Source organism: Variovorax nivicola (genome assembly GCF_051216475.1).
In the GTDB taxonomy this organism is placed as follows: domain Bacteria; phylum Pseudomonadota; class Gammaproteobacteria; order Burkholderiales; family Burkholderiaceae_C; genus Variovorax.
This window is the reverse complement of the sequence record NZ_JBPJZK010000006.1, coordinates 40,975-60,899: the sequence shown is the minus strand read 5'-3', so window position 1 is coordinate 60,899 and position 19,925 is coordinate 40,975. Positions and strand designations below refer to the sequence as shown.

20 protein-coding genes are annotated in these 19,925 nt (G+C 68.0%); 12 read left to right on the top strand and 8 right to left on the bottom strand.

The window, feature by feature from the left end; translation table 11 throughout:
• Positions 1-110: 110 nt before the first annotated feature.
• From ACSFBF_RS23955 to ACSFBF_RS23940, 4 genes are all read right to left on the bottom strand, one after another.
• Positions 111-1,733, bottom strand: coding sequence for an ABC transporter substrate-binding protein (locus tag ACSFBF_RS23955; protein WP_435471356.1), 1,623 nt, complete (start codon positions 1,731-1,733; stop codon positions 111-113).
• A 72-nt stretch (positions 1,734-1,805) separates the two neighbouring features.
• Entirely contained in the window at positions 1,806-3,098 is a 1,293-nt protein-coding gene (locus ACSFBF_RS23950) for an NAD(P)/FAD-dependent oxidoreductase (RefSeq protein WP_435471354.1), read from the bottom strand.
• 34 nt (positions 3,099-3,132) lie between these two features.
• Positions 3,133-3,798, bottom strand: a complete 666-nt coding sequence (locus ACSFBF_RS23945; protein WP_435471352.1) for a haloacid dehalogenase type II — start codon at positions 3,796-3,798, stop codon at positions 3,133-3,135.
• Positions 3,799-4,014: 216 nt separating this feature from the next.
• Entirely contained in the window at positions 4,015-5,496 is a 1,482-nt protein-coding gene (locus tag ACSFBF_RS23940; RefSeq protein ID WP_435471350.1) for an aldehyde dehydrogenase family protein, read from the bottom strand.
• 222 nt (positions 5,497-5,718) lie between these two features.
• On the opposite strand from ACSFBF_RS23940, the gene ACSFBF_RS23935 reads away from it, so the two are divergent.
• From ACSFBF_RS23935 to ACSFBF_RS23905, 7 genes are all read left to right on the top strand, one after another.
• Positions 5,719-6,597, top strand: coding sequence for a GNAT family N-acetyltransferase (locus ACSFBF_RS23935; RefSeq protein WP_435471348.1), 879 nt, complete (start codon positions 5,719-5,721; stop codon positions 6,595-6,597).
• A gap of 291 nt (positions 6,598-6,888) precedes the next feature.
• Positions 6,889-7,821: a 2-hydroxyacid dehydrogenase gene (locus tag ACSFBF_RS23930; protein WP_435471347.1), complete on the top strand. Its 933-nt coding sequence runs from the start codon at positions 6,889-6,891 to the stop codon at positions 7,819-7,821.
• 171 nt (positions 7,822-7,992) lie between these two features.
• On the top strand, positions 7,993-9,396 hold the full coding sequence (locus tag ACSFBF_RS23925) for an aspartate aminotransferase family protein (protein WP_435471345.1): 1,404 nt from the start codon (positions 7,993-7,995) through the stop codon (positions 9,394-9,396).
• Positions 9,397-9,474: 78 nt separating this feature from the next.
• Complete coding sequence (locus ACSFBF_RS23920) at positions 9,475-9,969, top strand: Lrp/AsnC family transcriptional regulator (RefSeq protein WP_007828485.1); 495 nt, start codon at positions 9,475-9,477, stop codon at positions 9,967-9,969.
• Between the two features lie 19 nt (positions 9,970-9,988).
• Positions 9,989-10,369 carry a (2Fe-2S)-binding protein gene (locus ACSFBF_RS23915; RefSeq protein ID WP_435471343.1) on the top strand — a complete coding sequence of 127 codons (381 nt, stop codon included), beginning with the start codon at positions 9,989-9,991 and terminating at the stop codon, positions 10,367-10,369.
• The gene (locus tag ACSFBF_RS23910) at positions 10,366-11,772 is read left to right on the top strand and encodes an FAD/NAD(P)-dependent oxidoreductase (protein ID WP_435471341.1); all 1,407 of its coding nucleotides are present in this window, start codon (positions 10,366-10,368) and stop codon (positions 11,770-11,772) included. Before ACSFBF_RS23915 ends, ACSFBF_RS23910 begins: the two co-directional genes overlap by 4 nt.
• Complete coding sequence (locus tag ACSFBF_RS23905) at positions 11,769-12,932, top strand: NAD(P)/FAD-dependent oxidoreductase (RefSeq protein ID WP_435471339.1); 1,164 nt, start codon at positions 11,769-11,771, stop codon at positions 12,930-12,932. Before ACSFBF_RS23910 ends, ACSFBF_RS23905 begins: the two co-directional genes overlap by 4 nt.
• Before the next feature lie 12 nt (positions 12,933-12,944).
• Here ACSFBF_RS23905 and ACSFBF_RS23900 read toward each other — a convergent pair whose 3' ends face one another.
• From ACSFBF_RS23900 to ACSFBF_RS23885, 4 genes are all read right to left on the bottom strand, one after another.
• Complete coding sequence (locus tag ACSFBF_RS23900; protein WP_435471337.1) at positions 12,945-13,304, bottom strand: cupin domain-containing protein; 360 nt, start codon at positions 13,302-13,304, stop codon at positions 12,945-12,947.
• Positions 13,305-13,306: 2 nt separating this feature from the next.
• Positions 13,307-14,005: an HAD-IA family hydrolase gene (locus ACSFBF_RS23895; protein WP_435471335.1), complete on the bottom strand. Its 699-nt coding sequence runs from the start codon at positions 14,003-14,005 to the stop codon at positions 13,307-13,309.
• Between the two features lie 141 nt (positions 14,006-14,146).
• The gene (locus ACSFBF_RS23890) at positions 14,147-14,452 is read right to left on the bottom strand and encodes a zinc finger Ran-binding domain-containing protein (RefSeq protein WP_435471333.1); all 306 of its coding nucleotides are present in this window, start codon (positions 14,450-14,452) and stop codon (positions 14,147-14,149) included.
• Positions 14,453-14,461: 9 nt separating this feature from the next.
• The gene (locus ACSFBF_RS23885; RefSeq protein WP_435471331.1) at positions 14,462-15,175 is read right to left on the bottom strand and encodes a YebC/PmpR family DNA-binding transcriptional regulator; all 714 of its coding nucleotides are present in this window, start codon (positions 15,173-15,175) and stop codon (positions 14,462-14,464) included.
• Positions 15,176-15,289: 114 nt separating this feature from the next.
• Between ACSFBF_RS23885 and ACSFBF_RS23880 the strand changes: the two genes are divergently transcribed.
• The 5 genes from ACSFBF_RS23880 to ACSFBF_RS23860 all read left to right on the top strand — a co-directional run bounded on the left by ACSFBF_RS23880 (position 15,290) and on the right by ACSFBF_RS23860 (position 19,925).
• The gene (locus ACSFBF_RS23880; RefSeq protein ID WP_435471329.1) at positions 15,290-16,993 is read left to right on the top strand and encodes a M14 family zinc carboxypeptidase; all 1,704 of its coding nucleotides are present in this window, start codon (positions 15,290-15,292) and stop codon (positions 16,991-16,993) included.
• Between the two features lie 95 nt (positions 16,994-17,088).
• The gene (locus ACSFBF_RS23875) at positions 17,089-17,925 is read left to right on the top strand and encodes an isocitrate lyase/PEP mutase family protein (protein WP_435471327.1); all 837 of its coding nucleotides are present in this window, start codon (positions 17,089-17,091) and stop codon (positions 17,923-17,925) included.
• Positions 17,926-17,967: 42 nt separating this feature from the next.
• Positions 17,968-18,714: an energy-coupling factor ABC transporter ATP-binding protein gene (locus ACSFBF_RS23870; protein ID WP_435471325.1), complete on the top strand. Its 747-nt coding sequence runs from the start codon at positions 17,968-17,970 to the stop codon at positions 18,712-18,714.
• A complete protein-coding gene (locus tag ACSFBF_RS23865; protein ID WP_435471323.1) occupies positions 18,707-19,300 on the top strand; it encodes an energy-coupling factor transporter transmembrane component T family protein in 594 nt (197 codons plus the stop codon). Before ACSFBF_RS23870 ends, ACSFBF_RS23865 begins: the two co-directional genes overlap by 8 nt.
• A 31-nt stretch (positions 19,301-19,331) precedes the next feature.
• Positions 19,332-19,925 (top strand): biotin transporter BioY, encoded by a 594-nt coding sequence (locus tag ACSFBF_RS23860; protein WP_435471322.1) that lies wholly within the window; start codon positions 19,332-19,334, stop codon positions 19,923-19,925.

The window sequence follows — 19,925 nt, the reverse complement described above, 5'->3', positions numbered from 1 at the left end:
CCAGGCCCGTTCGAGGAACACCGCGGAACCGGCTTTGCCGGGCCGCTGGTGTTGCCCCCTGCAAGGGGGTTGGCGTAGCGACACGAAGTGCGCGCAGCCTGGGGGTGAGCTCATCCTTCCAGCCATACGTTCTCGGCGAAGTTGTAGCCCATGAGGCCGCCGAGCGGAATCGGCGACAGCCCCTTGAGCTTGGAGGTGTGGCCGTCGATGCTCGCCAGGAAAAGCGGAATGCCGATGCCGGCGTCCTGGTGGATCATGGTCTGCATGTCGGCATACATCTGCTTGCGCTTGGCCAGGTCAGTCTCGGCGCGCGAGGCGAGCAGCAACTGGTCGAACTTCTCGCTCTTCCAACGCGACTCGTTCCAGGCCGCGCCCGACTGGAAGAACTGCGTGAGCAGCACGTCAGCGCTCGGACGCGGGTTGACGTTGCCGAAGCCCACCTGGCTGTTGAGCCAGTGGTTCGACCAGTAGCCGTCGGCCGGCATGCGCTTGATGTCGAGCTCAAGCCCGGCACGCTGCGCGGTCTGCTGCAGCATCAGCGCGATTTCCACCGAGTAGAGCGCCGCGGGAGACGCCACCACCGGCACCTTGCCGGTGACGCCGGCCTTCTGCAGGTGGAATTTCGCCTTGTCCAGGTCGAAGGGGCGCTGCGGCAGGCCGCCGAAGTAGAAGCGGTTGGTCGGGTCGATCGGCTGGTCGTTGGCGACCACTGCGTAGTCGAGCGCGATGGTCTTCTTCATCTGCTCGCGGTCGAACAGGTGCTTCATGCCGAGCACGAAGTCCGGGTTGGCGCCGGGGCCCACGTCCTTGCGCATCACCAGGTCGGAGTACTGGCCCGACTGGGTCACGAAGATGCCGAAGCCGGGCGTGCCCTTCACGCGTTCCACCGAGCGCGGGTTGACCGAACCCACCAGGTCCATGCCGCCCGACAGCAGCGCGTTGACGCGCGCGCTCTCGTCGCCGATGCCGACGAACTCGATCTCGTCCAGGTACGGCTTGCCGGGCTTCCAGTAGGCCTCGTTGCGCACCACCAGCGAGCGGATGCCGGGCTTGAATTCCTTCAGCTTGTAGGGGCCGGTGCCGATGCCGGCATTGAAGTCGGTGGTGCCATCCTTGACGATGTGGAAGTGGAAGGTGCCCAGGATCACCGGCAGGTCGGCATTGGGCGCACTCAGCAACACCGTCACTTCGTTCGGGCCCGTGGCCTTGACGCTCTCGATCTGGTCGGCGAGCACCTTGGCCTTGGAGGCGGTGGCCGGGTCCTTGTGGCGCATCACCGAGAAGACCACGTCGGCGGGCGAGAGCGGCTTGCCGTCGTGGAACACCACGCCCTTGCGCAGCGTGAACACCCAGGTCTTGGCGTCCTTCGTGGTGAACGATTCGGCCAGCGCGGGCTGGGGCGTCAGGCTGCCGTCCAGCGAGGTCAGGCTGTTGTAGATCATGTTGCAGCGCGAGTAGTCGGTCTGGTTCGACTGCTTGGCCGGATCGAGTGTGTCCGTTGCCGCGGCGGTGGCGCCCGCCACCCGGATGCGCCCGCCGCGCCGCGGCGTCTGCGCGTGGGCCGACACCGCCATGCCCGCCAGGCTGCCGGCCAGCGTGGCCTGCATGCCGCCGGCCATCAGCATCGTCAGGATGTCGCGCCGCGAGGCGCCGCGTCGCAGCGATGCCATCACGCGAAGGCTTTCGTCGGGACCGACGAGGTTTTCGAAGCTCTTGTTGCTGCTGTCGCTCATGGTGGGTGCTCCTGGGAGGCCGTGGGGTGGAAGAAATCGGAAACGAACGAAAGAAATGACTGCTGCAAGCCCTCAGGCCAGCCTGTCCTTGAGCCGGTAATAGAAGCCCACCGCCGGCAGGAACCACGGCGGGCCGAAGTGGCCGGGAATGGCGGGCCACTCGCGGCCCTGCCAGGGGTTGGCGCCTGCATTGCCGCCCATCACGGCGGCCATGCGTTCGCCCATGTGCACAGACATCTGCGTGCCGTGGCCGCTGTAGCCCATGGCGTAGTAGAGGCCGTCGCGTTCGCCGGCATGCGGCAGGCGGTCTTGCGTCATGTCGACCAGTCCGCCCCAGCAATAGTCGAGCCGCACCGCGCCGAGCTGTGGAAAGGTTTCGGCCAGCCCCGCGCGCAGGATGTCGCCGCTCGCGGCGTCCGACTGCGGGCTGGAGACCGCGAAGCGCGCGCGTCCGCCGAACACCAGACGGTGGTCGGCCGTTAGCCGGAAGTAGTGGTGGATGTTCGCGATGGTCGTGTACGTGCGCCGCGCCGCGAGCAATGCCTGCGCACGCTCGGCGCCCAGCGGCTCGGTGACTACGATGAAGCTGCCGATCGGCACGATGCGCCGGCGCAGCCAGCCGAAGCTGCCGTAGCCGCCATGGCGCGTCGCGCCCGTGGCCAGCAGCACCTGCTGCGCCGTGACCATGCCGCGCCCGGTGTGCAGCCGGTGCGCATGGCCCTGGCCAATGCGTTCGATGCGGCTCACCTCGGTGCCGGTGTGAATCTGTGCGCCGTTGCGCTGAGCGGCCGTCGCCAGGCCGTGCGCGAATCGGCCCATGTGCATCTGGCCGCTGCGCTTGTAGAGCAGGCCGCCGTGGAAGCGTTCGCTCTGCACCTCGGCGCGCACGCGCGCTGCGTCGAGGATCTCGACGTCGCAGTCCACGCCGTCGTCGACCAGCCGTTGCGCGCTGCGCTCGAGCGCGGCCATCTGGTTCGCCCGCGTGGCGAGCTTGAGCTTGCCGTGGCGCATGAAGTCGCAGTCGATGGCCTCCTCGCGCACCAGCCGTGCCACCGTGTCGACCGCGGCGTCATACGCGTGATACCAGCCGCGAGCGCGCTCGACGCCGACCTTGGCCGCCACATCGGCGTAGTCGACGGCCAGCCCGTTGTTGACGTGCCCGCCGTTGCGGCCTGACGCTTCGGCCGCCACCCGTGTGCCGGCTTCCAGCACCGCGACACGGGCGCCGCGCCGCGCCAGTGCCAGAGCTGCCGACAGGCCGGTGAAGCCGCCACCGACGATCGCGACATCGACCTGCGCCGGCAACTCATGTGCCGCGGGGACGAAGGCTGGCGCCGAATCGGTCCAGTAGGAGTCGAGCTTCATGGCGTGGGGCTGGTGCTGCAAGAAAGAAGAAAGATCAGAGACCGACGACGCCGGGCAGGCCGCCGATGTCTTGAATCTCCGTGTAGCGGTACGCCGGGTTGCCCGGCCCATGGCCGCGATTCACGAACACCTTGTTGACGATGCCCAGGTCGTCCGCCGACATCAGGTCGTAGCGCAGGCTGGACGACACGTGCAGCACGTCTTCCGGGTTGCAGCCGAGCGAGTCGAGCATGTATTCGAAAGCCGTCAGGCGCGGCTTGTAGGCCTGGGCCTGTTGCGCGGTGTAGACGCGGTGGAAGGGCGCGCCGAGCATCGCGACGTTCTTCTGGATCTGGTCGTCCGATGCGTTCGACAGAATCACCAGCGGGATTTCTTTTGCCACCTTGGCCAGGCCGGCGGCCACGTCGGCGTGCGGGCCCCAGGTGGGCACCGCGTCATAGATCTTCTGCGCGTCCAGGTCGAAGTACTGGATCTTCCACTTGCGGCACAGGCGCCGCACTGCGTTCTTCAGCACCACCTGGTAGGGCTGCCAGGCGCCCAGCACCTCGTCGAAGCGGTAGGCCGCGAAGTCGGCGATGAACTGTTCCATGCGTTCGGCCGGAATGCGATCGGCAAAGAGCTCACGCGACATCTCCTTCATGCGAAAGCGGGTCAGCGTTCCGTAGCAGTCGAAGGTCACGTACTTGGGCTTGAAGGTCATGGTCTCGAATCCTTGGGTTCATTCAAACCGGTCGCCGGCCGGGTCGGGTCGCCTGCTTTGGACGGCAATTGCGACAAGCTCATTACGAATTGATTGCAGCACGCAGCCGCTCTGGAGTTGTAGGGAAAAACGTTGCCCGCCGCGATGAAGCTGCGGTTTGAAGGGGGCGCGGCGGCATGCCATGCGGTCTGCCCCCCATGCGTGCGGCGGCGCACCTCAGTGCGTCGCGGCGAAGTCGATGAGCACGCTTTTGAAGCGCAGGTTGGCCTCGACCGCCTGGCGCCCCAGGTCCTTGCCGATGCCCGATTGGTGATAACCCCCGGTGGGGATCACGAAGTCGGCGCTGCGCCCGTAGCGGTTGATCCAGACCGTGCCGGCGCTGATGCCGCGCATCGCCCGCAGCGCGCGGCCGATGTCGGCGGTGTGCACGCCGGAGGCCAGCCCGTAGTGCTCGTGGGCAGCGAGCGCCAGGCCTTCTTCTTCGTCGGCGAAAGTCTGCACCGTGAGCACCGGGCCGAAGATTTCTTCGCGCACCGCGGGGTTGGCACCGTCCACGCCCTCGATCAGCGTGGGCTGGAAGTAGGCGCCGCCGGGGCCGCCGTCGAACAGGCCGCCGCCGCAGCGCACGGTGGCGCCGGCGTCGCGCGCGCGATCGACGATCTCCAGGATGCGGCCGGCCTGCGGCGTCGAGATGATGGGCGGCAGTGTGGCCGTGTCGTCCCAGGTCGCACCCGGACGCATCGCCGCGAAGCGTGCCGCGATGCGCTCCACCAGCGCCTCTGCGATGCCGCGCTGCACGATCAGCCGCGACCCGGCCACGCACACCTGCCCCGCGTTGCCGGTGATGGCGCCGGCGATCATGCCGGCCAGGCGGTCCACGTCGGGCGCATCGTCGAACACCAGCTGCGGGCTCTTGCCGCCGAGCTCCAGCGTCACCGGCTTGGGGCCGGTCATGGCGCAGGCGGCCATGATGGCGGCGCCGGTGCGGGTGGAGCCGGTGAAGGTCATCTTCGATATCAGCGGGTGGCGCGAAAGCGCGTCTCCAGTGGTGCGGCCGTCGCCCTGCACGACGTTGAACAGCCCCGGCGGCACGCCGGCCTCGATGGCCAGCTCGGCCAGCCGCAGCGCCGACCATGGCGTGAGCTCCGATGGCTTGAGCACCACCGCGTTGCCAGCCGCGAGCGCTGCGCCGACCTTCCACGACACCATGACCAGCGGAAAATTCCACGGCGTGATCGCGCCGATGACGCCATAAGGCTCGGCCACCACCATGCCGAGGTGGTCGTGGCGCGTTGCCGCGACTTCGCCGCCGAGCTTGTCCGCGTACTCGGCGAAGAAGCGCAGGCCCTCGGCCGTGAAGGGAACGTCCCACGCGATGGCGTCACGCACCGGCCGCGTGGAGCACACGGCTTCCAGCGGGCCGAGATTTGCCGCATCGGCCTCGATCAGCTCGGCCCAGCGGCGCATCACGCGAGCGCGTTCACGCGGCGCGCGGCGTGCCCAGTCGCTGTGGCGCCAGGCGCTCCATGCGTCGCGCACGGCAGCGTCCACCGTGTCGGCATCGGCCAGCGGAAGCTCGGCATGCGCCTGCGCATCGGAGGGCCTGTGCACCACGATGCGGCCGGCGTCGGGCACGAGGCGCCCGCCTATGAAATGGCCCGAAGGCACGTGGATCTGTCGCGGGTCGAAGGCTTGCATGGGCGTAGGTTGCGAGAACACCGCAAGAGCGGCGATCGATCCTAGGCAGGTTGGCACAGCATTTGTATGCGTACGCAGGCACTGCACCGCAGCGAATTGCAAAACCCGGGCGCGTGGCAGCCGAAGCTTGCAAGTTGCGTTGAACGTCGATTTCGGTATGGCACCGTGCGCCGATGTCGTCCAAGATGGAAGGAACATCCTCTTCGTTACCGAGACCCTTCAATGCCCGACCAGACCCCGAATGCACCCGCCGGCGACGGCGTGCTGCTGAGACCGATGACGCCTGCCGACCTGCCATTCGCACAGGCGCTGACGGACCTGCTGCGCTGGCCGCATCGGCTGGCAGACTGGGCGCAGGTGTTCGCGCATGCCGAGGGCGTCGTAGCCGAGCGCGACGGCGAAATCGTCGGCTGCGCCCTGCGCTGGCTCTGGGGCGAACGTCACGCAACCTTGGGCCTCGTGATCGTGGCGCCGGCCTGCCAGGGCCGCCGAATCGGGCACCGCCTGATGAGCGCGCTGCTCGACGGCCTGGAAGACCGCACGGTGCTGCTGCATGCGACCGCCGAAGGGCGCGGCCTCTACGAGCGGCTGGGGTTCGTGCGCACCGGCGAGCTTCGGCAACACCAGGGCATCGCGCAGTCGGCGCCGCTGGTGGCCTTGCAACCGGGCTGGCGTCTGCGACCTGCTGGCGTTCACGAGGCAGCGGCGTTGCAGGCCCTCGACACCGCGGCGCGGGGCATGCCGCGCGATGCACTGATTGCCGACCTGCTGTCCGCCGCCGATGCCTGCGTGGTGCTCGACCATGACAACGAACCGCGTGGCTTTGCGATGCTGCGTCGCTTCGGGCGCGGTCATTCGATAGGGCCGGTGGTTGCGCCTGATGTCGATGGCGCGAAGGCGTTGATCGCGCATCTGGCCAGTGTGAATGCCGGGCACTTCACGCGCATTGACATCGATTTCGACAGTGGGCTGTCCGAGTGTCTGGAGAGCATCGGTTTGCTGCGCGTGGATGCGCCCACGACGATGGTGCGTGGTGCGCCGCTTGCCACGCCGGCGGGTGGGCCTTCGCTCTTTGCCATCGTTACTCAGGCTGTTGGATGAAAGGTCGTTTTTCGGGGTGCGATCACGCCGACGGGGTGCCTTGCTCCGCGAATGTCCCCCGGCCTTCGGCCTCCTCCTTTATTTCGCTGCGCAAGACACCCCATCGACGTGATCGATGGGCGCGGCGCTCATGCGGCCGGCGCAACGACTGCGCCCATGTGCGAATGGCATCGGGTGCTCCCCGCAGCGAAATAAAGGAGGAGGCCGAAGGCCGGGGGACATTCGCGGAGGGGAGTACCCGGTGTCATTCGCACGCACCCTGAACGTGTTTCCAGCCGAGTCCAGTCAATCATGAAAACCACCTTCCTCTACAAGTCAGACCCGACGCGAGGCCGCCTGTGGGCCGAAGTGTTCAAGCGCCGCGCACCCGACATCGACTTCCGCATCTGGCCCGACATCGGCGATCCCGCGCAGGTGCGCTTTCTCGCGGCCTGGGAGCCACCGGAAGATCTGGCGGGGCGCTTTCCTAATCTCGAAGTGCTGTTCTCCTCCGGTGCGGGTGTCGATCAGTTCGACTTCACGGCGTTGCCGACCGAACTGCCGGTTGTGCGCATGGTGGAGCCCGGCATCGTGCGCGGCATGGTCGAGTACGTCACGCATGCTGTGCTCGGCCTGCATCGCGACATGCCGCAATACCGGCGCCAGCAGCAGGAAGGCTTGTGGAAGCCGTTGCCCGTACGGCCCGCTGCTGAGCGGCGCATCGGCGTGCTCGGGCTGGGCTCGCTCGGGCAGGCCGTGCTGGCGCAGCTTGTTGCGCTGGGCTTCGACTGCGCCGGATGGAGCCGTTCGCGGCACGCCGTCGATGGCGTGCAATGCCATGCCGGCGCTGACGAACTGCCGGCCTTTCTGGCCCGCACCGACATCCTCGTGTGCCTGCTGCCGCTGACCGATTCGACGCGTGGTTTTCTCGATGCGCGGCTGTTCTCGTTGTTGCCCACGGGAGCTGGGCTGGTGCACGTGGGACGCGGACCTCAGCTCGTGGACGCCGACCTGCTGGCCGCACTCGCAAGCGGGCAGATCGGCGATGCGGTGCTCGATGTGACCGACCCCGAGCCGCTGCCGCCGGAGCATGCCTTCTGGCGCCATCCGCGCATACAGCTCACGCCGCACATCGCGAGCATGACGCAGCCGCTGAGCGCGGCGGAAGTGGTGCTCGACAACCTCGAACGCTTCGAAGCCGGCGAGCCGATGCTCGGGCTGGTCGATCGCGCGCGCGGGTATTGAAGAAGGGAAGAAGGGAAGAAGGAAGACCGACCGCACGATCTGCTGCGTGCCACGCACACAACCGCAGCCTGCTTTGTGCGACACCCCCAAAGCAGCACCACCTCGTGCGGTGTGCCGCCTAAGCTGAGGGCATCGAAAGCCTCCTTCGCTCTCGCTCCCTCCAACACCGCCATGACGCACCCCACCGCATTGCCCCACCAAGCCGCGCTCGACGCAATCGACCGCGCGCACCTCATCCACCCCGTCTCGCCCTGGCGCGTGCACGAGCAGCGCGGCCCCACCGTGCTGGCCTCGGGCCGCGGCGCATGGCTGACCGACAACAACGGCCACGAACTGCTCGACGCCTTCGCCGGCCTGTGGTGCGTGAACGTGGGCTACGGGCAGGAGAGCGTGGTGCAGGCCGCCGCCGAGCAGATGCGCCAGTTGCCGTACGCAACCGGCTACTTCCACTTCAGCAGTGAGCCTGCCATTCGCCTCGCGCAGAAGCTGGTGCAGATCACGCCCGCTTCGCTGACCCGCGTGTACCTCACGCTGGGCGGCTCCGAGGCAGTCGATGCCGCCGTGCGCTTCATCGTGCAGTACTACAACGCGACCGGCCGGCCGTCGAAGAAGCAGTTCATTTCGCTGGAGCGTGGCTACCACGGATCGTCGTCCACCGGCGCGGGCCTGACGGCGCTGCCGGCCTTCCACCGCGGCTTCGACCTGCCGCTGCCCACGCAGCACTACATCGCGTCGCCCTACGCTTATCGCCATGCCGACGGCGCCGATCCGCAGGCGCTGATCGCCTCGTCGGTCGCGGCCTTGCGTGCCAAGGTGGCCGAGTTGGGTGCTGACAACGTCGCCGCCTTCTTCTGCGAACCCATCCAGGGCTCGGGCGGCGTCGTCGTGCCGCCCAAGGGCTGGCTGAAGGCCATGCGCGATGCGGCGCGCGAGCTCGACATCCTCTTCGTCGTCGACGAAGTCATCACCGGCTTCGGCCGCACCGGCCCCATGTTCGCCTGCGATGCTGAAGGCGTGGAGCCCGACCTGATGACCATGGCCAAGGGCCTGACAGCTGGCTACGTGCCGCTGGGTGCGACCATGATGTCGGAGAAGGTCTACGCCGGCATCGCCGACGGCGCACCGGCAGGAGCATCCATCGGCCACGGCGCGACCTATTCGGCGCACCCGGTCGGCGCCGCGGTTGCACTCGAAGTGCTGCGGCTCTACGAGGAAGGCGGCATCCTCGCCAACGGCCAGCGCGGCGCGGCGCACTTCGCCGCCGGGCTCGACGCGCTGCTCGCGCATCCACTGGTGGGTGATTCGCGCCACCGCGGCCTGCTGGGCGCGCTCGAGCTGGTGAGCGACAAGGCCAGCAAGCGCGGCTTCGATGCGGCGCTGGGGCTGTCCGATCGCATCTTCGCCGCCGGCTACCGCAACGGCCTGGTGTTCCGCTCCTTCGGTGACCACATCCTCGGCTTTGCGCCTGCGCTCACCTTCACCGAGGACGAGTTTGCGCAGATGTTCGCGCGGCTGAAGAAGACGCTCGACGAAGTGCTCGATGCGCCCGACGTCCGCGCTGCGCTGGCAGCCTGAACGAACAGGCACGCAAAGCCCGCAAGACCGGCGGCCGACGACGCAGAATCGGGTTTTCTCTCGTTATCAGGCACCGCCATGTCAGAAGCTTTCAAGATCGACCGACTCGACCTTCGCATCCTGGCCCAGTTGCAGAAGAACGGGCGCATGACCAACGTCGACCTGGCGGATGCGGTGGGGCTGTCGCCCAGCCCCTGCCTCATTCGCGTGAAGCGGCTGGAGCAGGCCGGCTACATCGCCGGCTACGGCGCGCACCTGCGGCTCGAAAAACTCGGCGACACGCTGACCGTGTTCACCGAGGTCACGCTGTCGGACCACCACCGCGAGGACTTCGTGCGCTTCGAGGCCGCGATCCGCGAGGTCGACGAGGTGCTCGAATGCCACCTGGTCAGCGGCGGCTACGACTACCTGTTGCGCTTTCTCACCCGTGGCGTGAACCACTACCAGGAAGTGATCGAGGGGCTGCTCGAACGCAACATCGGTATCGCGAAGTACTTCAGCTACATCGTCATCAAGTCGCCGTTCATCAAGACGCACTGTCCGATCGAACGGCTTTTCCCTCACGAGCGCTGACCGGCGCCTTCGACTTTCCATGCCCGAACCCAAGCCTCGCTTCCAGCCGCCCGCCCGCTTCGTGCGGCTCGCGGAAACCGACCGGCCCGCGCTGACCCTGCACATCGACGGCGAGGCCCGCACCGCACTGGCCGGCGACACGCTGCTGGTGGCGCTGCTGAGCGACGGACGGCGCGTGCGCGACAGCGAGTTCGGCGACGGGCCGCGCGCCGGCTTCTGCCTGATGGGGGCCTGCCAGGACTGCTGGGTGTGGACACCGGCCGGCGAGCGCTTGCGCGCCTGCTCGACGGCCGTGGAGGCGGGCATGTCGGTGCTCACGCATCCGCCCGCGAACCAATGGCCGGTGACGCCGGACCTGCAGCAGTCGCTGGCGCGTCACTCTCCGGAGGCCGGGGCATGAGCGGGGTGCCTCCTTCTTCACCGCGCATCGTCGTCGTCGGTACGGGGCCCGCCGGCGTGCGCGCTGCGCAGGCGCTAGTGCGCGCCGGCGTGCGGCCCATCGTCATCGACGAAGGCCGGCGCGACGGCGGCCAGATCTACCGCCGCCAGCCCGAGGGCTTCAAGCGGCCCTACGCCAAGCTCTATGGCACCGAGGCCGAGAAGGCGCAGGCGCTGCACCGCGACTTCGACGCGCTGCGCGATCACGTCGACTACCGCGGCGACACGCTGGCCTGGAACGTGAGCGAAGGCGCGCTGCATGTCGTGCATGCCGGCGAGCCGCAGACGCTGCCCTTCGATGCCTTGCTGGTGTGCAGCGGCGCCACCGACCGGCTGATGCCCGTGGCGGGCTGGCACCGCGCCGGCTGCTACAGCCTGGGCGCATCGCAGATCGCGCTGAAGGCGCAGGCCTGCGCCATTGGTTCGCGCGTCGTCTTCATGGGCAGTGGCCCGCTGCTGTACCTCGTGGCCTCGCAGTACGTGCAGGCTGGCGCGCAGGTGGCGGCGGTGCTCGACACCGCACCGGCTGCCAAGCCCTGGGGCGCCGTGGCCGGGTTGCTCGCGCGGCCGCGGCTGGCGCTGCGCGGGCTTGGGCTGATCCGTGGGCTGCGCCGCACGGGCGTGCCGGTGCTGCAGGGAGTGGCGCCGCTGCGCATCGATGGCGACGACAGCCTGGGCGTGCAGGCCGTGGCCGTGCGCGATGCCCAAGGGAGTGAGCAGCGCTTCGAGTGCGATGCGGTGGGCCTCGGCTGGCATCTGCGCGCCGAAACGCAGCTGGCCGACCTCGCACGCTGCGACTTCGAATTCGAACCGCTGAGCCGGCAGTGGCTGCCGCGCATCGATGCCGACGGCCGCAGCAGCACGCAGGGCGTGTACCTGGCCGGCGACGGGGTTCGCATCCTCGGGGCCGATGGTGCCGAGGCCGCCGGCCGGCTGGCAGCGCTCGCTGCGCTGGCCGATCTCGGCCATGCGCCGGGCCGTGCGCTTTACGACGCCGAGTCCGCCGCGCTGCGCCGCACCCTGGCGCAGATGAATCGCTTCCGCGAAGGCCTGGCGCGCGCATTTCCGTGGCCGCATGCGCAGGCCGCGGCACTGCCCGACGACGCGGTCGTGTGCCGCTGCGAGGCCGTGACGGCCGGCGAACTGCGCCGCTGCGTCAACGAGATGGACAGCCATGAAGTCAACCGCGCCAAGGCCTTCAGCCGTGTTGGCATGGGACGTTGCCAGGGCCGCTTCTGCGGCCATGCGTCGGCCGAGATCGTGGCGCAGGCCAGCGGCGTGCCGGTGCAACTGGTGGGGCGCTTGCGCTCGCAGGCGCCGGTCAAGCCGCTGATGATGAACACGCGCGAGGTGCAACAGGCATGAGCAGCAATGCAATGACGACCACCACCGACGTGCTGGTGCTCGGCGGCGGCCTGATGGGCACCACCGCCGCTTTCTTCCTGCGCCGCCAGCATGGCCTGTCGGTCACGCTGCTCGAGCGCGAGCTCGTGGGCCGCCAGGCCAGCGGAACCAACTTCGGCAATGTGCGCCGCCAGGGCCGCGCGCTGGCACAGATGCCGCTGGCCAACCGTGCGCGCGCCGTCTGGGGCCGCGTGAAGGAACTGCTCGGTGAAGACCTGGAGTTCGTGCCCTACGGCCACCTGCGTGTCTGCTACACCGAGCAGCAGGCGGCGGTGCTGGAGCAGCATGCAAGAGACGTGGAGCCGCTGGGCCTCGATCTCGAACTGTTCACTGCGGAGCAATTGCGCAAGCGCTGGGGCATCTTCGCGCCCGGCATCGTGGGCGGTTCGCTCTCACCGGACGACGGCCATGCCAACCCGCGACTGGCCGGCCCGGCCTTCGCGCGCGCTGCGCGGCGTGCGGGTGCGAACATCGTCGAGCAGGCCGAGGTGGTGCAGGTCGAGCGCGACGGCGCGGGCTTCGTCGCCCACACGGCGGACGGCCGGCGTTTTCGCGCGGCACAGCTCTTCGTGGCCTGCGGCGCGTGGTCGAACCGCATGGCCGAACAGTTCGGCGAGGCTGTGCCGATGGAGGCGCGCGGCCCGCAGATGGGGGTGACGGAGCCGCTGCCCTACGCCATCGGTCCATCCATCGGCATCTCTTCGCCCATCGAGCACGAAGGGCTGTACTTCCGGCAGATTGCGCGCGGCAACATCGTCTTCGGCGGCGGGCTCAAGGGGCCGGCGCATGCGGAGCACATCCGCGCCTACGTGAAGCCTGACAACGTGCTGCGCCAGATGCGCGAGCTGCGCCGCTTCGTGCCGGCCTTCGAGCACGTGCAATTGATTCGCGTGTGGAGCGGCATCGAGGGCTACACCGCCGACTGGCAGCCCGTGATGGGCGCTAGCGCCCGCGTGCCGGGCCTGCACTACGCCTTCGGCTTCAATGGCGAAGGCTTTGCGATCAGCCCGGGCGTGGGCGAGACGATGGCCGAGCTGATCGCCACCGGTCAGACCTCGACGCCTATCGAGAGCTTCTCCATCGGCCGGTTTGCGAACGAGCTGGCGAAGCAAGCGGCCTGAGGCCGCTGTCGCTTATTGCTGCGCCATTACGACGAAGACCTTGCGCAAGGTCTCGTGTACGTGCCACTCGCCGGTGGTGTGCGCCGGAAAGAACAGCGTGTCGCCCGCGCGAATCTCCAGCGGGGCGCCATCGGTCGGCGTGAAGGTGCAGGCACCGGCGAGGATGTGCATGACCTCGGCGTTGGCCAGCTGGCGCTCGAAGCGACCGGGCTCGCATTGCCAGATGCCGCTCTTGTTGTCGCCCGCGCCCGCGAGCTCGACGTCAATGCCGCTCAGCCGGCAGGGCGGCTGGCTCACGGGCCGCGCAGGCGTGCCCTGGTCTTGCAGGCCGCCGATGGTGGCTGACTGGCGAAGGATGGTGATGCCAGTCATGCTCAAAGCCCCGCCTCGACTGCATCGGCCAGCTCGGCCAGCGTGTGGAAGTGGTAGTCGGGCACGGTGTGCTTCGATTCGAGGGTGCCACCCGAACCCTTTTGCGCATGGCGGCGCTCGATCCAGCAGGTGGTGATGCCCAGCTGCTTGGAGATGCCGATGTCGTGGTACTGGCTTTGCGCCACGTGCAGGTTGTCGGCCTGCTTGTAGCCCCAGGCGCCTTCGAAGCGGCCGCGTGCATAGGCGAAGTAGCGCGCGTCGGGCTTCTCGCACAGCGCATCGTCGCAGCTCAGCAGCATGTCGAAGGGCGAGCCCAGGGTCTTGTCGAAATGCGCGAGCGCCCAGGCCTGCGCGTTGGTCATCGTCACCAGCTTGAAGCGCTTGCCGAGCCGCTTCAGCGCCTCCACCGAATCGGGGAAAGCCGGCCATTGCGCGACCGAGTCGCGCAGGCCCTGTGCGATGGCGTCGGTGTCGGGCAGGCCCAGCGCGGGCGCGACGGCGTGCCAGCAGCGCTCCAGGTCGTCGGGGTACCAGCCGGAGTTGCCATCGGCGCGAGCGCGCCGGTAGGCGGCGAGGAAGTCGTCGTCGCTCACGTCGGCATCGGGCGCCGCGCTGCGCAGGTAGGCGAGCATGCCGCCCTCGAAATCGATCAGCGTGCCGACGACGTCGAAGGTGAGGACCTTGAAATCTTGCAGGGACATGGAAAAGCTCCAAGGATGAAGAAGAGGACTTCATCGAGCATAGGTGCGCACCCTGCGAGCGCGGGCCCGAACTTGGGCCGCGTCACGGCACAGGATGCGGTTGTCGGCGCCGCGGTGGCATCTTCTTGCGCGGCGTTTGGCCTATTTCAGCTTCGCGCGCAGGAATGCACGGCCTATGAAGCCGCCAATCCCGGCACCCACTGCGGCAGCGAGATAGATCTCCCGGTCGTTGAGCGTCACGCCGGGCAGGATGAACTTCAGGAAGATCGCCACGAGGCAGAACCCGAAGAACGCTCCGACTCCGCTGTACACGCGGGAATCCAGCGCTTGCGTCGTCTTCCGGTAGCCGTCGGAATGACCCACGGCTTCATGGATCAGCGTGGTGTTGCATTGAAAGCAGCGCACATCGGTCGCCGCGTTGAGGTTATTGCAGACAGGGCACTGCACGGCAGCGCCTCAGCCCGCCAGGCCCACAAACACGTTCTGCACGTCGTCGTTCGCGTCGATGGCCGCCAGGAAGGTTTCGACTTCTTCCAGGTCTGCCGCGCTCAGGCTTGCCGGATCGACCGGGTTCTTGGGCTTGTAGCCCAGCTTGGCCGACAGCACGGTGAAGCCCTGGGCCGGTAGCGCGCGGCTCACGAGGTCGAGGTCGGTGGGGTCGGTCAGGAAGACCGCGGGATGGCTTTCGCTGGCCGGCTCGAAGTCTTGCGCGCCGGCTTCGATGGCGGCCACTTCGGGGTCGGCGTCGGGCTTGGCGGGTTCGGCTTCGATCATGCCGACGTGGTCGAAGTCCCACGACACCGAGCCCGAGGTGCCCAGTTGGCCCTTGCGGAACAGCACGCGCATTTCAGGCGCGGTGCGGTTCACGTTGTCTGTCAGGCACTCGACCATGACCGGTACGCGGTGCGGCGCGAAGCCTTCGTACATCACATGCTCGAAATGCACTGCCTCGCCCGTGAGGCCCGCACCTTTCTTGATGGCGCGGTCGAGCGTGTCCTTGGGCATCGAGGCCTTGCGCGCCTGCTCCACGACCAGCCGAAGGCGCGAGTTGGAGGCCGGATCGGCGCCGTTGCGCGCGGCCATCATGATTTCCTTGGCGAGCTTGCTGAACAGCCGGCCCTTGGCATTGGCCGCCAGATCCTTGTGTTTCGCTTTCCATTGGGCGCCCATGTCTGTTTCCTTGAATGTGTGTTGTGCGTGCGGCCGTGTCTGGCAGGCTCCTGGCTCTTTGCAGAAAGAAGGGCTGGATGACCGGATTGGGGCGACTACTGTAGCCTTCTTCCCATGACCGCTCCAACAGACACCCGGTACCCCACGCCGTTCGAATCGGGCAACGGCAACCAGACCACGACCTGGGCCGAATGCATCGCTTTCTACGAGCGGCTGGCCAGGGAATTTCCCGGCGTGCTGCGCTGGGGCGAGATCGGTGTGTCGGACACCGGCGTTCCCCTTCACGCCGGCGTGGTCACTGCGGACGGCGTGTTCGACCGCGAAGCGCTCAAGCAACAGCGCCGCCCGGTGTTCTTCAACAACAACGGCATCCACCCCGGCGAGCCCGAAGGCATCGACGCCTGCATGGCGCTGGTGCGCGATTTCTGCACGCAGCCCGAGCGGTTGGCGGCGCTGGGCGACACGGTGTTCCTGTTCATTCCCGTCTACAACGTGGACGGCTGTATCAACCGGCAGAACACCTCGCGCGTGAACCAGCTCGGGCCCGAATCTTTCGGCTTCCGCGGCAACGGCCGGCACCTGGACCTGAACCGCGACTTCATCAAGTGCGACAGCCTGGCCGCGCAGGTGTTCAACCGGTTCTTCACCGCGTGGGACCCGGACGTGATGGTCGACACCCACACCTCCAACGGCGCGGACTACAGCTACACCATGACGCTGATCCCGACCCAGCCCGACAAACTGGGCGGCGGGCTCGGGCAGTTCCTGCGCGAAAGCATGCTGCCTGCGATCTACGGCGATATGGCACAACGCGGCTGGCCCACCTGCCCGTACATGAACCTGCTGGCCGAGACGCCCGACGACGGCATCGAAGACTTCCTCGACCTGCCGCGCTTTTCCACCGGTTATGCGGCGCTGCACCACACCATCGGCTTCATGCCCGAGACCCACATGCTCAAGCCCTTTGCCGACCGCGTGGCTTCCATGGGGACGCTGGTCGATGTAGTGCTGGAGTTCACCGTCGCGCATGCGGCGCAGATTCAGGAGCTGCGCCGCGACGCCAGGGCTGCTGCAGCGCAGCAGACGCGTTGGCCGCTGACATGGCGCAACGACCGCAACCGGCCAGCCAGCCTTCGCTTCAAGGGCTATCGCGCGGTTCGCTCGCCCAGCCGGCTGGGCAACTATGAACGCCTGGCCTACGACCGCAGTCAGCCGTGGGAGAAGGACATCGTTCATTTCGATCGCTGTGTCGAAGACGTGGCGGTCACCGCGCCCAAGGCCTATCTCGTGCCCCAGGCCTGGCGAGAAGTGATCGAGCGTCTGCAATGGAACGGCGTCGAGCTGAGGCGCCTGGAAGCGGACCAGCTGTTCGACACGGCCCGGGTGTATCGCGTGCAGAGCGCAATCCCGCGCGCGAACGCCTACGAAGGCCACATGTTCCACGACCAGGTGGTGCTAGCCACGCACACCGAGCGCTTCCAGGCACGCGCGGGCGACGTGTGGGTGCCACTGGACCAGCCCAATGCCCGCTACGCAGTCGAGACGCTGGAGCCCGAGGCTCACGACAGCTTCTTCCGCTGGGGCTTCTTCAACAGCGTGCTGGAGAAGAAGGAGAACTTCTCGGCCTACGTGTTCGAAGACACCGCGCTCCGGATGCTGGAGGACGAGCCCGAGTTGAAGCGCCAGTTCGAGCAATGGAAGGCGGACAACCCTGGGAAGCTGTCCGATCCGCAAGCGGTGCTGGGCTTTCTCTTCGCGCACGGCCGGCGCCATGCGGAGACGGGGTGGCGGCGCTATCCGGTGGTCGCGTTGATGTAGGCAGGTCGTGGCGCGGACAGCAGTTTTTTCCAAGTCCCGGCGGCGCATTGCGTCTAGGCTGCGGTCATCCTTCAACTTCTTTGGAACGACCAAACATGCGATCCAGCGACGCACAACAGAAGGCGGACGCCTTTCACCGGCTGCACGTCGGCCCTGATCCATTGGTTCTCGTGAACGCATGGGACGCCGCGAGCGCCCGCATTGTCGAGCGCGCCGGCGCGACGGCCATCGGCACCACCAGCGCGGGCATGGCTTGGTCGCTCGGCTACGCGGACGGCGAGCGCATGCCTGTCAGCGAGCTGATCGCGGCCTGTGCGCGCATCTGCCGTGTGACGGGCGCGCCGGTGAGCATCGACATAGAAAGCGGATTCGGCGACAGCACGCAGGCGGTGTGCGACGTGGCGGGTGCATTGATCGGCATGGGCGCGGCCGGCATCAACATCGAAGACGGCACACGGCCGGGCACGCGCGAGCTGACGCCGCCCGAGGTGCTGTGCGAGCGCGTCGCCGCCATCCGCAAGCTCGATCCGCGCTTCTTCATCAACGCGCGCACCGACGTCTACTTCGTGCCCTGGGACGACCCGGTGGCGCGCTTCGAGGAGGCGCTGCGCCGCGCGAAGCTTTACGCGGCGGCGGGCGCGGACGGCATCTTCGTGCCCGGCATGTCCAGCCTGGAAGAAATCGGGCGGCTGTCCGGTGCGCTGGGCGTGCCTTTGAATGTGTACGCGGGCTATGCCGGTGCACCGCCGGCCGAAACCCTTGCACGCGCCGGCGCGAGGCGCATCAGCCTTGGTTGCGGTCCGCTGCAGTCGGCGTTGGGGCTGGTGAGCCGCATCGCCAAGGAAGCCTTCGAGCATGGCCGCTTCGGCACGATGGGCGAGGGCATGCTGTCGGTCGGCGAGATCAACGGGCTCTTTGCTGCCACTTCCTGAGCCCCGTAGCCCCGCTGTGCGTTCGGGTACAGTGGGCGCCCCTTGCCGCAGCCGACCCCGCCAGTACCCAGTTCCCCGCACAGCATCCGCCTCGAGGCGGTGACGCTGGTGCGCGGCAACCAGCATGTCTTCGAGGGGCTGACGCTCAGCCTGCAGGAGACGCGCATCGGCCTGATCGGCGACAACGGGGCTGGCAAGAGCAGTCTGTTCCGCCTCATCAGCGGGCTCGACCAGCCGCAGCAGGGGCGCGTGGTCGTGCATGGCTGCGACACGCAGGCCGACCGCAGGCAGCTGTCGAAGCACGTGGGGCTGATGTTCCAGAACCCCGACGACCAGATCATCTTTCCGACCGTGGCCGAGGAGCTGGCCTTCAGCCTCACGGCGCGCGGCGAAACGCGGCAGGCGGCGCGGCAGCAGGCGCGCGATTTTCTTGCGCAGCGCGGGCTCGAAGCCTGGGCCGGGCGCGCCGTGGGCGAGCTGAGCCAGGGGCAGCGCCAGCAGGTGTGCCTGCTGGCCTTGCAGATAAGCGAGCCCGCCACGCTGCTGCTCGACGAGCCCTTTGCGAGTCTCGACCTGCTGAGCCAGGCGCGATTGGCCTCGCAGCTCGACGCGAGCGATCACCAGATCCTTGTGTCCACGCATCTGCTCGAACACGTCTATGACTTCGAACGCGTGCTGTGGCTCGAACAGGGCAAGGTGCGCGCCGACGGGCCGGGCCGCGAAGTGTGCGAGGCCTATGCCGAAAACGTGCGCGAGCGCGCCGCGGCAGAGCGGGGCCGCCATGCGTAGCCTGTATTCGGAGCAGCCGACGTGGATGCATGCGATGGCGGCGTGGGTCAAGCTCGCGGTGCTGTCGGTGTGCGGCACGTTGTTGGTGCTGGTCGAGCGGCCCGTGCATCTGGCCGTTGCCTGCGCGGTGGTGCTGCTGATCTTTGCTTCGCTCGGGCCGCCCGCGTGGCGCCGGGTGCGCATGCTGGTCGGCGTGGCGATCGCCGGCGGGTTGATCGTCGGCTTCCACTGGGCGATGGGCACGACCCCGCTCGGCGTGGCCAGTGCGCTGCGCCTTGCCAGCGCGGCCACGCTCGCGCTGATGCTTACGCTGACCACGCGCTTCGAAGACCTCCTGGCGGTGCTCGAAGCGGTGCTGCATCCGCTGCAGCGCCTGGGCGTGCCGACCGAGCGGATCGCGCTGGGCCTTGGCCTGATGCTGCGCTTCGCCGAAAATTTCTATGTGCAGTGGCAGCGCCTCGACGACGCCTACCGCGCGCGTTCGGGCCACGGCGGCGGCCTGCGGCTGCTGGCGCCGCTGACCATCCGCACGCTGCAGACGGCGGAGCGCGTGGCCGATGCGCTGGCCGCGCGGCTCGGGCGCTGAGCTTCCTTCTCTTTTCTCGATTGCGATTGCCATGACCACCACTTCAGGCTCCCTCACTTCGTCCCGTTCCCTGTCGTACATCGCGCTGTTCGCGGCGCTGATGGCGGTGTTCGGCCTGATCCCGAAGATCGACCTGCCGTTCGGCGTGCCGATCACGCTGCAGTCGCTGGGCGTGATGCTGGCGGGCTGCCTGCTCGGGCCACGCCGCGGCTTCCTGGCGATTGCGCTGTTCCTGCTCGCGGTGGCGCTCGGCCTGCCGCTGCTGCCCGGCGGCCGTGGCGGCCTGAGCGTGTTCGTGGCGCCCGCCGGGGGCTTCCTGTTCGGCTGGATGTTCGGAGCCTTCGCCTGCGGCCTGCTGATGCGCCTGGCCGTGCGCCGTATGGCCGGGGCCACCGGCGTGGGGCTGCTGGTGGCGGCTTTTGTGTCGTCGGTGGTCGGGGGGATCGTCGTGGTCTACGCCTTCGGCATCGTCGGGCTTTCTTTGATCGCCCACATGTCGCTGTCGCAGGCCGCGCTGGCCATGCTGGTGTTCATTCCCGGCGACCTGATCAAGTGCGGCATTTGCGCGATGCTCGTGCAGACCGTGATGCGCGGCATGCCGGGCTGGCGGCTCGACCGCGACTGA

Coding starts and splice junctions, on each gene's coding strand:
- ACSFBF_RS23950 (WP_435471354.1), bottom strand. CDS start 3,098: ATGAAGCTCGACTCCTACTGGACCGATTCGGCGCCAGCCTTCGTCCCC.
- ACSFBF_RS23865 (WP_435471323.1), top strand. CDS start 18,707: ATGCGTAGCCTGTATTCGGAGCAGCCGACGTGGATGCATGCGATGGCG.
- ACSFBF_RS23945 (WP_435471352.1), bottom strand. CDS start 3,798: ATGACCTTCAAGCCCAAGTACGTGACCTTCGACTGCTACGGAACGCTG.
- ACSFBF_RS23905 (WP_435471339.1), top strand. CDS start 11,769: ATGAGCAGCAATGCAATGACGACCACCACCGACGTGCTGGTGCTCGGC.
- ACSFBF_RS23895 (WP_435471335.1), bottom strand. CDS start 14,005: ATGTCCCTGCAAGATTTCAAGGTCCTCACCTTCGACGTCGTCGGCACG.
- ACSFBF_RS23910 (WP_435471341.1), top strand. CDS start 10,366: ATGAGCGGGGTGCCTCCTTCTTCACCGCGCATCGTCGTCGTCGGTACG.
- ACSFBF_RS23875 (WP_435471327.1), top strand. CDS start 17,089: ATGCGATCCAGCGACGCACAACAGAAGGCGGACGCCTTTCACCGGCTG.
- ACSFBF_RS23885 (WP_435471331.1), bottom strand. CDS start 15,175: ATGGGCGCCCAATGGAAAGCGAAACACAAGGATCTGGCGGCCAATGCC.
- ACSFBF_RS23955 (WP_435471356.1), bottom strand. CDS start 1,733: ATGAGCGACAGCAGCAACAAGAGCTTCGAAAACCTCGTCGGTCCCGAC.
- ACSFBF_RS23915 (WP_435471343.1), top strand. CDS start 9,989: ATGCCCGAACCCAAGCCTCGCTTCCAGCCGCCCGCCCGCTTCGTGCGG.
- ACSFBF_RS23935 (WP_435471348.1), top strand. CDS start 5,719: ATGCCCGACCAGACCCCGAATGCACCCGCCGGCGACGGCGTGCTGCTG.
- ACSFBF_RS23940 (WP_435471350.1), bottom strand. CDS start 5,496: ATGCAAGCCTTCGACCCGCGACAGATCCACGTGCCTTCGGGCCATTTC.
- ACSFBF_RS23925 (WP_435471345.1), top strand. CDS start 7,993: ATGACGCACCCCACCGCATTGCCCCACCAAGCCGCGCTCGACGCAATC.
- ACSFBF_RS23930 (WP_435471347.1), top strand. CDS start 6,889: ATGAAAACCACCTTCCTCTACAAGTCAGACCCGACGCGAGGCCGCCTG.
- ACSFBF_RS23900 (WP_435471337.1), bottom strand. CDS start 13,304: ATGACTGGCATCACCATCCTTCGCCAGTCAGCCACCATCGGCGGCCTG.
- ACSFBF_RS23880 (WP_435471329.1), top strand. CDS start 15,290: ATGACCGCTCCAACAGACACCCGGTACCCCACGCCGTTCGAATCGGGC.
- ACSFBF_RS23920 (WP_007828485.1), top strand. CDS start 9,475: ATGTCAGAAGCTTTCAAGATCGACCGACTCGACCTTCGCATCCTGGCC.
- ACSFBF_RS23860 (WP_435471322.1), top strand. CDS start 19,332: ATGACCACCACTTCAGGCTCCCTCACTTCGTCCCGTTCCCTGTCGTAC.